This window comes from Massilia eburnea, from assembly GCF_009720745.1.
Classification (GTDB): Bacteria; Pseudomonadota; Gammaproteobacteria; order Burkholderiales; family Burkholderiaceae_D; genus Rugamonas; species Rugamonas eburnea.
Map to the genome: position 1 here is coordinate 72,370 of NZ_WNKX01000022.1, position 14,839 is coordinate 87,208.

At 63.2% G+C, this 14,839-nt stretch carries 10 protein-coding genes; 2 read left to right on the top strand and 8 right to left on the bottom strand.

The window, feature by feature from the left end:
- Window positions 1-13: 13 nt before the first annotated feature.
- The 5 genes from GM658_RS22965 to smc all read right to left on the bottom strand — a co-directional run bounded on the left by GM658_RS22965 (window position 14) and on the right by smc (window position 9,664).
- Window positions 14-1,996 carry an OPT family oligopeptide transporter gene (locus GM658_RS22965; protein ID WP_155456388.1) on the bottom strand — a complete coding sequence of 661 codons (1,983 nt, stop codon included), beginning with the start codon at window positions 1,994-1,996 and terminating at the stop codon, window positions 14-16.
- A gap of 75 nt (window positions 1,997-2,071) precedes the next feature.
- Window positions 2,072-2,608: a peptide deformylase gene (gene def, locus GM658_RS22970; RefSeq protein ID WP_155456389.1), complete on the bottom strand. Its 537-nt coding sequence runs from the start codon at window positions 2,606-2,608 to the stop codon at window positions 2,072-2,074.
- Window positions 2,609-2,610: 2 nt separating this feature from the next.
- A complete protein-coding gene (gene ligA / locus GM658_RS22975; RefSeq protein ID WP_155456390.1) occupies window positions 2,611-4,974 on the bottom strand; it encodes an NAD-dependent DNA ligase LigA in 2,364 nt (787 codons plus the stop codon).
- Window positions 4,975-4,982: 8 nt separating this feature from the next.
- A complete protein-coding gene (locus GM658_RS22980) occupies window positions 4,983-6,107 on the bottom strand; it encodes a cell division protein ZipA C-terminal FtsZ-binding domain-containing protein (RefSeq protein WP_155456391.1) in 1,125 nt (374 codons plus the stop codon).
- Window positions 6,108-6,121: 14 nt separating this feature from the next.
- Window positions 6,122-9,664 carry a chromosome segregation protein SMC gene (smc, locus tag GM658_RS22985; protein ID WP_170298929.1) on the bottom strand — a complete coding sequence of 1,181 codons (3,543 nt, stop codon included), beginning with the start codon at window positions 9,662-9,664 and terminating at the stop codon, window positions 6,122-6,124.
- Window positions 9,665-9,743: 79 nt separating this feature from the next.
- On the opposite strand from smc, the gene GM658_RS22990 reads away from it, so the two are divergent.
- Window positions 9,744-10,217, top strand: a complete 474-nt coding sequence (locus GM658_RS22990) for a low molecular weight protein-tyrosine-phosphatase (protein WP_155456392.1) — start codon at window positions 9,744-9,746, stop codon at window positions 10,215-10,217.
- Between the two features lie 6 nt (window positions 10,218-10,223).
- On the opposite strand, the gene GM658_RS22995 is transcribed toward GM658_RS22990, so the two are convergent.
- The gene (locus GM658_RS22995) at window positions 10,224-13,115 is read right to left on the bottom strand and encodes a DUF1631 family protein (protein WP_155456393.1); all 2,892 of its coding nucleotides are present in this window, start codon (window positions 13,113-13,115) and stop codon (window positions 10,224-10,226) included.
- A 225-nt stretch (window positions 13,116-13,340) separates the two neighbouring features.
- On the opposite strand from GM658_RS22995, the gene GM658_RS23000 reads away from it, so the two are divergent.
- Complete coding sequence (locus tag GM658_RS23000; RefSeq protein ID WP_155456394.1) at window positions 13,341-13,508, top strand: hypothetical protein; 168 nt, start codon at window positions 13,341-13,343, stop codon at window positions 13,506-13,508.
- A 54-nt stretch (window positions 13,509-13,562) separates the two neighbouring features.
- Here GM658_RS23000 and GM658_RS23005 read toward each other — a convergent pair whose 3' ends face one another.
- Together GM658_RS23005 and GM658_RS23010 are read right to left on the bottom strand one after the other, a co-directional pair.
- Complete coding sequence (locus GM658_RS23005; RefSeq protein ID WP_155456395.1) at window positions 13,563-14,123, bottom strand: ATP-dependent Clp protease proteolytic subunit; 561 nt, start codon at window positions 14,121-14,123, stop codon at window positions 13,563-13,565.
- 70 nt (window positions 14,124-14,193) lie between these two features.
- Window positions 14,194-14,697: an RpnC/YadD family protein gene (locus GM658_RS23010; RefSeq protein ID WP_155456396.1), complete on the bottom strand. Its 504-nt coding sequence runs from the start codon at window positions 14,695-14,697 to the stop codon at window positions 14,194-14,196.
- Window positions 14,698-14,839 lie beyond the last annotated feature (142 nt).

A 14,839-nucleotide genomic window follows, 5' to 3' on the forward strand; every position in this document is an offset into this window, starting at 1 on the left:
GCTCCTGCGTGGGTCAAGCTTCGATTGCGCGCGCCGAATTCGCCGACCAGCGGTACAGGCCAACCACCACGACAGCAGCAACTGCCAGGGCGATCAGCATGGTGGTCGCTTCGGACATGCTGTTGGCGATGGCCAGAGGCTCGCCATTATTGGTCAGGACGATCAGGCCGGCCAGCGCCACGTTGAACAGGCTTTCGCCGACAATGAAGCCCGACATGATCAGCACGCCCAGGCGGGAAGCGCCTTCGCCGTACTTCTTGCCCTTCATCGCTTTGTCGAAATAGTAGCCGGCGATCGCCCCCACCACCACTGGCGAAGTCACAGCGGACGGCAGGTAGATCGCCAGGCCGACGCCCAGCGGCGCGCAGCTGTATTTATTGCCGCTCGAACGTTTGAGCATGAAATCAATCGCCACCAGGGCCAGGCCGATCAGGGCGCCGTAGCCGATCAGGTCCCATTTCAGGTCGCCGCCGATCACGCCCTTGGCCAGGGTGGAAATCAGCGTAGCCTGCGGCGCCGACAGCGGCTGCGCCGAAATCGCACTGGCATTCGGCGCGCCGGCGAAGCCGTAAGCGTGGTTCAGCAGTTCCAGCACTGGCGGCACGACGCAAGAGCCGGCGAACACACCGATGATCAGGGCAACCTGCTGCTTCCAAGGCGTTGCGCCAACCAGCTGGCCGGTCTTCAGGTCCTGCAGGTTGTCGTTGCCGATGACCGCTACTGCCAGCACCACGGTGGTGACGAACAGGGCGAAAGCGATCAGCGCCTGCGCGGTGTCCGGCCCCATGATCTGGCGGCCGATCACGCCAACCGAAGTAGCCGCGCCAAGAATGGTCAGGATGGCGATGCCGGAAACCGGCGAGTTCGAGGAACCAATCAGGCCAGCCATGTAGCCGCAGACCGCGGCGGCTGCCATGCCCGCCAGCGCGATATACGCAATACCCACCAGCACCAGAGGCGTGGAAATCGATGCCAGCTTGCCGCCTTCGAGGAAAGCAGCCAGCAACCAGCCCGCAGGCGCCATGGCCAGCAGGGTCACCAGGCCGACGATAAATACGGGAATGTCCTTGTCTTCACGCGGCACGTCGGCGCCGCCAGCTTTCACGCGGCGCGCAGTTTCCAGCGCCGACTTCAGGCCGCCCAGCACAGGCTTGCCCAGCGTGGCCAGGGTGACGATGGCGGCTGCGCCGATCGTGCCGGCGCCCATCATGCGCACCTTGGTGCTCCACACTTGCAGGGCGTGGTCGGCCACGCTCATGGCAGGCTGCGGGTCCATATTGGTCAGCAGCGGCACCAGGACGCCCCATGCGATGACGAGGCCGACCAGCATGGCAATGCCGACGCTGATACCCATCAGGTGGCCGGCGCCGATCAGCGCCAGCGAGCTGGAAGCACCCATGCCGGTGGAACCGCTGCCGACACGAACGAATGCCGCCACTTCAGAGGCGATCAGCTTGGCCGCGCCGAGGAAGGCGAAGACTGCGGACGCCACCGAGCCCCAGATCACCGCCCACAGGCCGGCTTTGCCTTCCTGCGCACCGGAACGCGACTGGGTGCCGACTTTCAGCACTTCCGCCGCCGCCACGCCTTCAGGATACGGCAGGTCCGATTGCGATACCAGCGCGCGGCGCAGCGGCATGGTGTACATCACGCCCAGTACGCCGCCCACGGCGCAGGCGCCAAACGTTGGCCAGAACGGGATCTTCGCCCACCAGCCGATCATCAGCAGGCCAGGCAGGACGAAGATCACCGAGGCCAGCGTGCCCGCCGCCGAAGCGATGGTCTGCACGATATTGTTTTCCTGGATCGTCGCATCCTTGAATGCGCTGAGCAGGGCCATGGAAATCACGGCGGCAGGGATCGAGGTGGCGAAGGTCAGGCCGACTTTCAGGCCGAGGTAGACCTGCGCAGCGGTGAACACCAGGGTAATCAGGACGCCGAGGATGATACCGCGGATGCTGAATTCGAGCGGGTTATTGTGCGACGTGTTGCTCATCTGGGAAATCCGTTGTGTTGATAAGATGCAAATTGGCGGGGATATTACGCCAGAATTCGCGGCGTTGCCAACAAATCAGTCGTCGTCACCAGGATCGAGGTCGGGGAACAACACTGAGGTAAATCCGAACTTGGAGAAGTCGCGAATCCGTGCTGGATAAAGGATGCCCAGCAAATGGTCCACCTCATGCTGCACCACGCGCGCATGGAATCCATCGGCATCGCGCACGATGCGCTCGCCGAACTGGTCGTAGCCTTCGTAATGCAGGCGTGTGTGCCGCGGCACGCTGCCGCGCAGGCCCGGCACCGACAGGCAGCCCTCGAAGGCTTCTTCCATCTCGTCGCCGATTGGCGTCAGCACGGGATTGATCAGCACAGTTTCCGGCACTTGAGGCGCGTCGGGATAACGCGCGTTGGATTTGAAGCCGTAGATCACCAGTTGCAGGTTGACGCCGATCTGCGGCGCGGCCAGGCCGGCGCCGTTGGCGGCGTGCATGGTGTCGAACATGTCGATGATCAGGGCGTGCAGTTCCTTGGTGTTGAACTCGCGCACCGGCTCCGCTACCCGCAGCAGCCTTGGGTCGCCCATCTTCAGGATTTCACGAACAGCCATGCTCAGCCTCCCAGCAATGCGAGCAAGCCCGCTTCGTCAAGAATGGTAACACCCAGCTCCTCGGCCTTGGCCAGCTTGCTGCCAGCTTCCGCGCCGGCGACCACGTACGACGTTTTCTTCGATACGGAGCCGGAAACCTTGCCGCCAGCCGCTTCGATCATGGCCTGCGCCTGGTCCCGGCTCATGGTCGGCAACGTGCCGGTCAGCACGAAGGTTTTGCCGGTCATGGCGCCTTCCGCTTCGGCAACCTGCGGCAGTTGCGCCAGCAATTCCTCGCGCAGCGCATGCAGCGCAACGAGCGCATCGCGGTTGGACTGTTCACGCATCCAGGCATCCAGCCCTTCCGCCACGGTGGCCGGCAGGCCGAAGACATTAAATACCGGCATATGGGCCAGCGCCAGCAGCGTGGCGCCCGGCTTGACCTGGTCCACCTGCTCGGCGAGCTGGCGGGCGCGCGGTTCGGTCAGTTTGGGGATGCCTATGGCGGCCAGCAGTGCGACAGGCTCCAGCTTTTCGCGAAGCCCGGCCTTTGGCGCGTGCTCGCCCTTCGGCGCCACGCCTGCCGCCAGCAGCGCGTCCAGCGCTTCCTGGTTGCGTTCTTCGGCGAAGAAGTCGGCAATCGATTCGGCCACAATGCCGCCGATGTCCGGCAGTACGCGCAGCAGCGCCACTGGCGCCTTGCGTATCAATTCCAGCTTGCCCAGCCAATCGGCCAGTGTCTTGGCGGTGGATTCGCCCACGTGGCGGATGCCCAGCGCGAACAGCAGGCGTTCCAGCGGCGGATTCTTGCTGGCTGCGATGGCGTCCAGCAGGTTTTCGGCCCACTTGGTCGGCACCTTGCCCTGGGCGACGGTTTCCGGCGTGGTGCCATCGCGCTCGTCGGCCAGGCGCTTCATTTTCAGCAGGTCGTCCAGCGTCAGGCGGAACAGGTCCGCCACGCCGTGCACCAGGTTGCATTCGACGAGATTGTCGATATAACGGTCGCCCAGGCCTTCGATATCCATCATGCGGCGGCCGCAGAAGTGGCGGATCGCCTCCTTGCGCTGGGCCGAGCAGAACAGGCCGCCGGAGCAGCGCGCCACCGCCTCGTCGGCCTCGCGTACCACGTGCGAGCCGCAGACCGGGCACTCGGCCGGAAGCGCCCACATCATCGGCTCGGGCGATGGGCGTTTGTCCAGCACCACCGACAGCACTTCCGGGATCACGTCGCCGGCACGGCGCACGATGACAGTATCGCCAACGCGCACGTCCTTGCGCCGCACTTCGTCTTCGTTGTGGAGCGTGGCGTTGGTGACGGTCACGCCACCGACGAACACCGGCGTCAGGCGCGCCACCGGAGTAATGGCGCCGGTGCGGCCAACCTGCACTTCGATGGCCTGCACCGTGGTCAGGGCCTCTTCCGCCGGGAACTTGTGCGCCAGCGCGAAACGCGGCGCGCGCGACACGAAGCCCAGCGCACGCTGGTCCTCAAAGCGATTGGTCTTGTACACCACGCCGTCGATATCGTAAGGCAGCGAAGGCCGCGCCTTGCCGATACGCTCGTAGTAAGCCAGCAAGCCATCCTTGCCACGCACCACTTCGCGTTCGGCGCATACCGGCAGGCCAAGTTCGGCGTACCAGTCCAGCAAAGCGCTGTGCGTTGGCGGCAGCTCGGCGCCCGTCAGCTCGCCAATGCCGTAGGCGTAGAAACTCAGCTTGCGCTGCGCAGTGATGCGGGAGTCAAGCTGGCGCAGCGCGCCGGCGGCGGCATTGCGCGGGTTGACGAATTCTTTCTGGCCCAGCTCGCGCTGGCGCGCGTTCAGGGCGGCGAAATCAGCCTTGAACATCAATACTTCGCCGCGTACTTCCAGCACCGGCGGCGGCGCATCGGAATTCAAGCGCAGGGGAATACTGTTGATGGTGCGGATATTGGCGGTGACGTCTTCGCCGGTGTAGCCGTCGCCGCGCGTGGCGGCCTGTACGAAGACGCCGTTTTCATAGCGCAGGTTGATCGCCAGGCCGTCGAATTTAGCCTCAGTGGCGTATTCGACCAGCTGCACCGTATCCAGGCCTTCGCGCACCCGGCGGTCGAAGTTCTCGATGTCTTCGTCATTGAAGCCGTTATTCAGCGACAGCATCGGCACCGCGTGCGTGACGGAGGCGAACTCCGCCAGCGGCGGCGCTCCCACGCGCAGGGTCGGCGAATCCGGCGCCTGCAGTTCGGGGTGGGCCGCCTCGATCGCCTGCAGTTCGGCAAACAGCTTGTCGTACTCCGCGTCCGGAATGGTTGGCGCGTCGAGCACGTGGTATGCATGCAAGTGGCGGTTCAGTTCCGCCGTCAGCCATGCGGCGCGTTCGGCGGGTGTTGCGTGTTGGGTGTTGCTCATGTTTCTGATCAGCTGAACAGGCGCAGCGCGCGGGTGGAACCGGCCGGAATATCCGACGCTGCCATGTCGTCGTAAAACTCTTTCACCTGGCCGGCGATGCTGGCAAGGGTTTCGTCAGCCAGCGGCTGGTTGGCGTCGTCCACGATGGTCGCATCGAGGCGCGCCATCAGGTTTTTCGCGCAGGCGATCATCGAACCGAAGCCGTCGCGTACCGGCGCGACGCATGGCACGTCGAGCAGGAGCGTCAGGCGCGAAGTGGTTTCTTCGGCCAGGGTCACGTTGGTCGACAGCGAGAACAGGTGGCCGCCCTCGCCGTCCGGCATCGCATAGCGGCCATCCGGGCGCACGTCGAAGCCGAGTTTCTCCAGGGCGCCCAGCAGGGTCGCAATGTTCCATGGGGCGCCGTTGGAGGCCAGGTTGACGCCCAGCTGTGCGTCATGGTTGGCGACGAAGCGGTGCAGGTTTTTCGCATCCTGCATCACTTCGATCATGTCCGGGATTTGCGGTTCGGCGGCGATTTCGTCGGCCACGCTGCGCAGGCGGGTCACCAGTTCGGAGTATTCCAGCTCATTCAGCGCGGTGCTGCGGCTGGCCAGCTGCACACCGCCCTGCAGCTTGGTGTACACGACGCCATGGCGAACCGGCTCCCAGTCGCCGCTCACGGCCAGGCCAATGAAGTGGATTGGCTTGTTGCCGACAAAACGCAGCTTTTGCAGCGCAGGCAGCAGTTTTTCGCCGCGCGCAGGCGCTTCCAGCTCCAGCGGCAGCAGGCAGTCGATCAGTGGGTCGACCAGGCAGGTGGCCAGTTCTTCGGCCGGCACGTCGGCATCGGCGGTGCGCACCGGCGCGGCCGGCTCTTCGCTGTCCGGTGCAAAACTCGGCGCGGCGACGCTGCCGACATGGCCTCCCATGTGTTCGGGCACGCCGTAAGCGCCGGAACCTGCATCCGGCATCGGCACATCATCCATGTGGAAGCGCGGTTCCGCGCGCACGCCATCGTCGGCGCGCATCAGCACATCGTCATGCTGGCCGTCGAAGGCGCGCTCGACGCGTTTTTTCAGCTTGTACTCTTGCCACTTGTTGTAGCTAATGACGCCGACGACGAACACGCCGCCTGCGGCAATCAAACTCATTTGGAAATCTGTAATCATGCGGCTTGAGCCTCTGTAGCAAATGATGCGGCGGATTCCATGTCCACCGCCACGATGCGCGACACGCCTTGTTCCTGCATCGTCACACCGATCAGTTGATTGGCCATCTCCATCGCAATCTTGTTGTGCGAGATGAAGAGGAATTGGGTCTGGTCGGACATGCGCTTCACCATGCGGCAGAAGCGCTCGGTATTGGCGTCGTCCAAAGGCGCATCCACCTCGTCCAGCAGGCAGAATGGCGCGGGATTCAAGCGGAACATCGAGAACACCAGGGCCGTCGCGGTCAGCGCTTTTTCGCCGCCTGACAGCAGGTGGATGGTGGCGTTCTTCTTGCCTGGCGGTTGCGCCATGACCTGCACGCCGGAGTCGAGGATTTCCTCGCCGGTCATGATCAGCTTGGCCTGGCCGCCGCCGAACAGGATCGGGAACAGCTCGGAGAAGCTCTGGTTGACGCGGTCGAAGGTGTCCTGCAGCAGGTCGCGCGTTTCCTTGTCGATCTTGGTGATCGCGTCTTCCAGCGTGGCAATCGCTTCGGTCAGGTCGCGGTTCTGCGAATCCAGGAAGTTCTTGCGTTCGGAAGCGGTCGCCAATTCGTCCAGCGCGGCCAGATTGACGGCGCCCAATGCGGCAATCGCATTGGTCAGGCGCGTCACCTCGCCCTGCAGGTAGGAAGCCTTCATGTCCGGGTGCAGTTTTTCGGCCAGCGCAGCTTCGTCAGCCTGCACTTCCGCCAGCTGCTGCGCGAACTGCTCCTGGTTCAGGCGTGCGGCCTGCTCCTTCAGCTGCATCTCGGTGATCTTGTCGCGCTGCGGCTGCAGGCTGCGCTCACCCTGCATGCGCGCGTCCTCGAACTGGCGCAGCTGCTGCGTGATCTGGTCAAGTTCATGGCGGGCATCGGCCAGCGCACGCTCCTGCTGCGTGCGGCGGTCCAGCAAGTCTTGCAAGCCTTCGTTGGCGGTACCGGCTTCCAGCCCTTCCAGTTCCAGCTGGCCGGCTTGCAGGCTTTCGCCCACTTGCGCTACTTGCGCCGTGGCGGTGGCGATGCTGCGGCGCAGCTCGTCGATGCGGCTACGGCCCGATTTCTCGGCGAATTCCGCTTCCTGGGCCTTGCGTTCCAGTTCGCGCAGGGCTTCGCGGGCGTCGGCCAGGCGCTGTTCCTTGGCCATGAAGGCGGTCTGGCCGTCTTCGTGTTCGCCTTGCAGGTTGCCCAGTTCCATGTCGAGCTGTTCGAATTTCTCTTCCGATTCCAGCTTGACCTGCATTTGCTCTTCTTCCTGCGCGGCGATTTCGGCCAGGTCGGTCTCGATCTGGTTGCTGCGCTGGTTGAAGCGGGCCTCGATTTCGGACAGCTTGACCACTTCAAGCTGCAGGGTGTGCACGCTGGAAGTCAGGCTTTGCACCTTGGCGCGCAGCTCGGTCAGCAGGCGACTGTGATTGCCCAGGGCAGCATCGGCGCGGACGGCGCGGCTGCGAGCCTCTTCGGCAAGCATGGATTGCGCGCGCAACTGCTTGGTGATGTTGTCGATTTCGTGCTGGCGGCCCAGCATGCCGGCCTGTTCGTCGTCTGCGGCATAGAAGCGCACCGACGATTGCGTGATGATGTGGCCTTGCTTCGTAACGAAGCAGGCGCCGGCCGGCAGCGTGCCGCGCGCCGCGAAGGCGCTGGCGTTGTCGTCGGCCAGGAAGACGTTGTGCAGCCAGTCTTGCAGTACGCCGCGCAGGCCCGGGTCGTTCAGGCGCAGCAGGTCGATGAAGGGGCGCAGGGGTACCCCGTCCGCACCGGACGCCGCACTGGCGTCGGCGGACGCTGCGACGGCAGGAGCGAACAGCGCCAGCTTGGCCGGCGGCGCATCGCTGAAGAAGTGCTTGGCCCATTCGATATTGGAAACCTGCAGCGCCGAGGTACGCTCGCGCAGCACGGCTTCCAGCGCGGTTTCCCAGCCCTCCTCGATATCCAGCTTCTGCCACAGGCGCGGCAGCTCGTTCAGCTCATGCTTCTGCAGCCAAGGCGTGATCTTGCCTTCGGTCTGCACGCGCTCCTGCAACTGGCGCAGCGCGTTCAGGCGCGCTTCCAGCTGGTGGGTGGCAGCCGACTCGGACTGCACGGCGGCTTGCGCTGCCTGGCGCTCTTCTTCCAGCTTGGGCTGCTGCTCCATCGCTTCTTCGAGCATCATGTTCTGCTCTTCCAGCGATTGCTGCTTTTCCTCCAGCTGCATCTTCAGGTTCGCCAGGTGCGAGGAATCCGGCATGGCCAGGCCGCCCTTTTCCTGCTGCAGGCGCTCCTTGCGGGTCGCCAGGCCAGCCAGGATATTGGAAGCGTTGCGCTGGTGCGCCGATTCCAGCTCCAGTTGCTGCTGCGCCTGCATGATGCGTGCGCGCGACTCGGTACTCTTCGTCTGCGCCTCGCGCCACTCCTGCTCCAGCACCGGCAGCAATTCAGCCTTTTGCTCGGCCAGCATGCGCGCCTCTTCCACGCGGGCCGACAGCTCCTCCAGGTTGATCTCGGCCTCCGCGACCTGGCCGGCGTATTCCTCGGCCTGCTGCGCCCACTGGTCGCGCTGCGCAGTCAATGCGCCGATCTGCTGCTGCAAGCGGGTGCGCGACTCGATGACGAACTTGATCTGCGCTTCCAGGCTGCCGATCTCGGAATTGGTCTGGTACAGGTGGCCCTGCGCCTGGTGCAGGCGGTCGCCGACCGCGAAGTGGGCCTGGCGCATCTGCTCCAGCGTCAGTTCCACGTTGCGCAGCTTGGCGGTCTGCTCTTCCAGGTCGTTCTGCGCCTGTTCCATTTCGCGGAAATAGCGCGCCTGTTCGTTCTGCGCTTCGGTCTTGCGCAGCAGCCAAAGCAGCTTCTGTTTCTCGTCCTGGTCGGACTGCAGCTGGTGGAACTTGGTCGCCACGGCGGCCTGGCCTTCCAGCTTTTCCAGGTTGTTATTCAGCTCGCGCAGGATGTCTTCCACGCGCAGCAGGTTTTCGCGCGTATCGTGCAGGCGGTTTTCGGTTTCGCGGCGGCGTTCCTTGTACTTCGACACGCCAGCTGCCTCCTCCAGGAATACGCGCAATTCTTCCGGGCGCGATTCGATGATGCGCGAGATCATGCCCTGGCCGATGATCGCGTAAGCGCGCGGACCGAGGCCGGTGCCGAGGAAGATGTCCTGGATGTCGCGCCGGCGCACCGGCTGGCCGTTGATGTAGTACGTGGACGTGCCATCGCGCGTCAGCGTACGCTTGACCGCGATTTCGGCGTACTGGCCCCACTGGCCGGACGCCTTGCCCTCGTTGTTGTCGAACACCAGTTCCACGGACGCGCGGCCGGCCGGCTTGCGGTGGGTGGAACCGTTGAAAATCACGTCCTGCATCGACTCGCCGCGCAGCTCGGATGCTTTCGATTCGCCCAGCACCCAGCGCACAGCGTCGATAATATTGGACTTGCCGCAACCGTTAGGACCAACCACGCCGACCAGCTGGCCGGGTACCTGGAAATTGGTGGGATCGACGAACGACTTAAATCCCGACAATTTGATGGAAGATAGACGCACGTTTTATCTGTACTTCGCCCGCTGGGACGTGTTAAAAAAGTGGCTAATCATACCATTTTCCCTGTATAGCAAGAACAAAATGAAGACCAGAACCGCCATCCTGTTTGTATGCATGGGTAACATTTGTCGCTCCCCGACCGCGGAGGGTGTATTCCGGGCCCGCGCCCAGGCCGCCGGACTGGACCTGGACATCGATTCAGCCGGCACCCACGCCTATCACATCGGCAATCCGCCCGACGCACGCTCGACCCGCCACGCCGCCGCCCGCGGCTATGACTTGAGCATCCAGCGCGCCCGCAAAGTGGCCGCCGAGGACTTCGAACGCTTCGATTACCTGCTGGCGATGGACCACGACAACCTGGAAATCCTGCTGCGCGCCTGCCCGGCGCAACACCGCCACAAAGTGCGGCTGTTCATGGAATTTGCCTCGCATTCGGACTCGGAAGTCGTGCCCGACCCGTATTACGGCGGCGCGAATGGCTTTGACCTGGTGCTGGACTACATCGAGGACGCGGCGGACGGCCTGCTGGCCGTCCTGCGCAAGGGGAATTAAACCGCGCTAGGCCGAAGTGCCGTTGGCCGGCATGTCATGTTGCTCGTCGTTGACGGCGGCGGCGCCGCTCATTGCCACCGACAGCGCGGCTGCCACCACGCCTTCGGTACGGATCAGGCGCACGGTGCCGTTGCGGAACTGCTGCGCCATCGCCTCGCCGGTGATGGAAAACGCCTCCTGGCGGCCCGTGGTCGAGAAGATGTAAAGCGTCTTCAGTGGGCTGATCCAGGCCAGCTTGACCTTGCGCTTGCTGCCGTCGTCCTGGTCGAACTCCAGCCACATGCCGCGCGCCAGGCTATCCACCTCGATATTGGCATCATCGTCAGGCGGCGGCACTTCCTCCGCCTTCACCTCGGCCACCGCTTGCAGCTGCATACGGCGCTCGGCGTCCTGCTTCGCCACCTCCATCGCGATTTCGACCTGGCGTTCCGGCGACATCTCGATCGGTGCGCGCACGATCGATGCGTGGCACTCCGCCAGTTCGGCGAAGAACTGCAGGCGGTCGGCATCCTGCCACTTGATCACGTCCAGCCACTTGTTCAGGGTGGACAGCAAGGTAGGCAGCTTGGAAATCAGTTTCTTGCGTTCGTCCTGGGTGATCTTCGGACGCACGCTCCAGATCAGGTCATCCATGGTCTGGGTGGCGTTGTTCACCGCGCCCGGCTTTTCATCCTCAACGCTGTAGGCGATGGTCAGGACCGACACCCACTTGTTCTCGAGGAAGGCCTCCACGATCGCCACCACTTCGCCGGTGCCGATGCGCAGCGCCACGGCATCCTTGGCCGACTTCGCCGCCACCGACATTTTTTCCTGTTTCAGCGCCTTGGCGATCGGCTCCGCCATGGCGGCAGCCGCTGCGGCCTCCTCGGCCTTGATGGACGCTTCGAGCTCGTTCACCGCTTCGGTGAAGACGCTCATTTCCTCTTCGTGGTCCTGGCTGACTTTTTCCACGCTGCGCTGCATGGCTTTGTACAGCGGATCGTCCGGGTCCTTGTGCTGCTCCCAGCCCATGCGCGACAGCAGGTCGATCATGCGGCGGGCCGGGTGCGCCTCCTGGAAGAAGAAGTTCTTGTCGACCAGCGCGGCCTTCAGCACGGGGATCTGCAGGAAGCGGATCAGGTCGCGGATTTCGGGCGAGATGCTGGAATCGCGGAAGACCGTATCAAACACCGCCGACAGCAGGTCGATGGTGCCTTCGTCGGCGCGCGTCAGGCTGCCCGCAGGCGCCTGCTCTTTAATCTGCGGCAGCAGGAAGACATTGCCCATCGCGCCGCCCGAGGCGAAGCCCGGAGCCGGCATGGCGCCGCCACCGGCTTGCGACGGACCGGCCGCAAAGCCGCCGCCAAAGCTGGGCGCAAGGGACACTGCCGGCATCGCGCTGCCTTCAGCGCTCGCAAACACGGCGCCACTCGGCACGCCGCGCTGCAACTGCGCCAGGAAGTTCATCAGCGGTTCTTTGGCGCTCAGCAGCGATGCACGCTGGGCCGCCTCATTATTGGCGCCGCCGTGGAAGCCTTGCGCCGGACCTTGCGCCCAGCCGCCTGCAGGCACCGCAACACCGCCCGGCACACCCGGCACAGCAACACCGGACAGCATGCCGCCCGGAATGCCCGTGCCAGGCACTGCGCCGCCGCTCACCAGCGGCATATCCGCCATCGCCGTCCCGCCAGCCATCGGCATGCCAGCCATCGCCATACCCGGCGCGACGCTCACACCGCCCTGGACCGCCATACCCGGCACGCCAGCACTGCCGCCTGCAAAGACGGGCAGCCCGCCACCGGCCACGACTCCGCCAGCCGGGATACCCATGCCGGCGCCGCTCGGCGCCATGGAAACACCCGGCATCATTTGAACACCGGCAGGCATCGCCATTCCTGGCATACCGCCCGGCACAAAGCCAGGCGCCTGCATCGCCTGCCCCGGTGCAGCCATCGCCGGCGCGGCGCTGCCGGGCGCCGGGATTGCAGGCGCAGGAGCGGTTGGCGCCGCGGCATTTTCCGCCGTATGCGCCGGAGTGCCATACAGGCCCGGGGTCACACTCAAGGTTGGCAGCGACAGATCGAGGTCGCCTAATTGTTCAAAGCCGGTTGGCGTAGGCTTGCCCCCGCCAGGCGCTTCGCCGCCCGAAAAGAACTGGCGCAGCTGCTCTGCCAGCGCGGCCTGCTGGTTCTTCTTGCGGGACGAAGCCTGGGATGCGTCGTGCGAGTCGGCGCGGCGCGTCTTGTGCTTTTCCACAGAACCCGGGCCTACGCCCTTGCGCTCGAGCGCAGTGTTGAGCTCCTCCAGCATGGGGCCGAACTGGAAGAAATCCTCAGGGCGCAGGAACGGCTTCATCAACTCGACCGCTTCCTCGTCCTTGATAAAGTCGATCCAGGCTTGCTGGAAGGAGCCCAGGAACACTTCGGGGCGGAAGGGATTCTGGTTAATGCGCAGGATGTCGCGGTCAAGCAGGAAAGCCAGGCGCACATTCAGCGTCGCCAGGCCGTCGGAATATTTGACTTCGAAGGCTTTACTGAAGCTGCCCATGGTCACCTTGGTGTCCATCTCCTCCATCGACACCAGGGATAGCGCCTCCAGGCCTTTACGCACGGGCGCCTTCTGGCCCGGGGCGAGTTGCGCAATCTCGTGCCGCAAATCGCTTTCCAGCTGCTCGGCGAAGACGCCCAGGAAACCGTAATGGTCGGTACGCAGGCGATTGCCGGCACGAATGCGCGCTTGCAAAGACTTCACGTCGGTGGCATCGGTGGCGTCGACCAGGCTGGCAGCCCAGTTGGTGCACAGATCGTTGAATTGCTCGCTGACGTGCTTGTTGACCAGGGTGATCAGGTTTTCCAGAAGCGCATGCCGCGGCGTGACCGCTTTTTTGGGCGCCGAAGATGTTGGGTTTTCTGGAAGCATGATTTGGCCTGACTTTGAGGGTTATTCATATTGTCGCAGATTCTTTCCATATGGCAATAGCCGAACACAAAGAATCTGCAAATATTTACGGCAATGTCGCCAAACTGTTGAGCTTGCACCACTGCGGTGCAGGATTAGTCCTACAAAGCGGGAAGTTGCATGCCGATTCACCTTTACTATTGCACAAAGCATGATGAAGTTCCGATCCTTACGAAAGGAACTGCCATGAAATCCAAGCAAAAATCCAGTAAACAGAGCTCGAGCTCTGGCACCCGCCAGAGCGCCGACCAGGGTTCGCGTTCGGGCGCACAACCGGCCAGCCAGCAATCGGACACCGGCCGCCAGAGCAAAACGGACAAGAAAAATCCCTCCAGCCGTAGCGGCAACCGGTAAATGAGGGGCGTTACGTGAACGGGCCCGGGAGCACGCTTCCGGGCCCTTGCTTTTTCAGATATTGGTAACGCGCTTGCCTTTGGGCGGCTTGAAGTCCGCCACCGCGTTCACCAGGCCAACCTTGGCCGCTTCCGGCGCGGTCAGGTGCAGGTCGGAATATGCGTGGATGTTCCAGTGTTCGTCGGTCAGTTGCACGTATTTTCGCAGGATCGATTCGGTGCGTGCATCGTCGGCCTGCAGGCCCTCCACGATGATGCGCAAGGCGTCCGGCCTGGCTCCGTGCGGCGCGCTCGCATGCGATTTATGCACCATGAAGCGCGCCGTCTCGCTGGCATAGCGCTCATCGCCGGACAGGAACAGGATGACCGCAATCGAAGCCACCGCCCCGCCGTTGTAGGTGATGATCTTGATGGGCAGGTTGCGCAGGTAGTTATGCAGGCACAGGCCGTCGCTGACGTAGCCGCCGTTGGACTGGATCAGGATGTGGGCGGTCTCGATGCCGTCCTCCGTCATATCCGCCACCGCATCGAACACACGGTGCACCATATCGCTGTTGACGTCACCGGACAGGGTGAACCACGCTTCCGTATCGCGTTTTTGCTTTTCTTCGCTCATGGTCGCTCCATTTGTGGATATGGATGTTGGGGCCATTCTAGCGCAGACCGCTCTTAGCGGTACGTTCCGGTCACCACCCGTCCAGCACGTCAGCCAGACTCGCTCCAACCGTCACCCTTTCCGCCCAGCGCGACAATTCGCTCTCGCTCGCACCTTCGATTTGCGTCATTGCAGATCCCGGCAGCGGACCGAATCGAGACTTCAGCACTTTCACTAACAGCTTCCGCTCTCCCTCGAGCTCCCCTTGTTGCAAGCCTTTCTGCAAGCCTTGCTGCAAGCCTCTCTGCTCTCCGCGCTCCACGCCAATTGCCTCGCCACGAGCAATGGCATCACGCACCATAGAATTCACATAAGGCATGTCTAACCTCCTCTCCAGCTCGCCCAAAGCCACCTCAAAGGCAGCTTTCTGCGATTCCGGTAATTGCATTAACCAGTCTAATACATCGACAAAATCGAGGATGCGCCGCTTGGGCCATCGGAAATGGTACGCCCTGCGAGCGAGCTTGATTTTCGCCGCCAACCGCCCATCGGGATCGCGACGTGTCCTTATCGTCGCAAAATGCGTCTCGGTCACTAATGCAAAAAAATTGGTTCATCACGGATTGCTGTGATGTAGTCCTAAAAACAGGAAAGCGGTGAAGAAAAGTTAGACTTGTTGTGCGACCAACAAAACTCAACTTTACCCACCGCTTTCATGCAAGATAATAATCTCGACC

Coding starts and splice junctions, on each gene's coding strand:
- GM658_RS23005 (WP_155456395.1), bottom strand. CDS start 14,123: ATGAGCGAAGAAAAGCAAAAACGCGATACGGAAGCGTGGTTCACCCTG.
- GM658_RS22995 (WP_155456393.1), bottom strand. CDS start 13,115: ATGCTTCCAGAAAACCCAACATCTTCGGCGCCCAAAAAAGCGGTCACG.
- GM658_RS22980 (WP_155456391.1), bottom strand. CDS start 6,107: ATGAGTTTGATTGCCGCAGGCGGCGTGTTCGTCGTCGGCGTCATTAGC.
- GM658_RS23000 (WP_155456394.1), top strand. CDS start 13,341: ATGAAATCCAAGCAAAAATCCAGTAAACAGAGCTCGAGCTCTGGCACC.
- def (WP_155456389.1), bottom strand. CDS start 2,608: ATGGCTGTTCGTGAAATCCTGAAGATGGGCGACCCAAGGCTGCTGCGG.
- GM658_RS22965 (WP_155456388.1), bottom strand. CDS start 1,996: ATGAGCAACACGTCGCACAATAACCCGCTCGAATTCAGCATCCGCGGT.
- GM658_RS22990 (WP_155456392.1), top strand. CDS start 9,744: ATGAAGACCAGAACCGCCATCCTGTTTGTATGCATGGGTAACATTTGT.
- ligA (WP_155456390.1), bottom strand. CDS start 4,974: ATGAGCAACACCCAACACGCAACACCCGCCGAACGCGCCGCATGGCTG.